This window comes from Microbacterium ureisolvens (genome assembly GCF_019511645.1).
Classification (GTDB): Bacteria; Actinomycetota; Actinomycetes; order Actinomycetales; family Microbacteriaceae; genus Microbacterium; species Microbacterium ureisolvens_A.
Genome location: NZ_JAEUAX010000036.1, coordinates 1 through 439 on the forward strand (window position 1 = coordinate 1; position 439 = coordinate 439).

General features: G+C 65.4%; 1 pseudogene. It reads left to right on the forward strand.

Annotation, left to right across the window (positions count from 1 at the left end):
• Positions 1-14: 14 nt before the first annotated feature.
• Positions 15-439, forward strand: a pseudogene (locus JNB61_RS19865) (hypothetical protein); the annotation flags it as partial.

The following is a 439-nucleotide window of genomic DNA, read 5'->3' on the forward strand; positions in this document are numbered from 1 at the left end:
GGCTGGGCCCGGCGATGATCCGCAAGCTCGCCCAGTTCAAGGGCGGCCAGCCGATCCGCAAGGACGGTCCGCAGACCCATTTCTCCAAGGCCGGCACGCCGACCATGGGCGGTTCGCTGATCCTGCTCACCATCACCCTGTCGGTGCTGATGTGGGCCGACCTGCGCAACCGCTACGTGTGGCTGGTGCTGGCGGTGATGCTGTGCTTCGGCGCCATCGGCTGGTATGACGACTGGATCAAGATCGTCCGCCGTGACCCGAACGGCCTGAAGTCGCGCTGGAAGTACCTGCTGCAGTCGATCTTCGGCCTGGCTGCGGGCCTGTTCCTGTTCTACACGGCCGACGTGCCGGCAGCGCTGACCTTCTACATCCCGATGTTCAAGTCGGTCGCGCTGCCGCTGGCCGGCATCGGCTTCGTGGCCATCGCCTACTTCTGGAT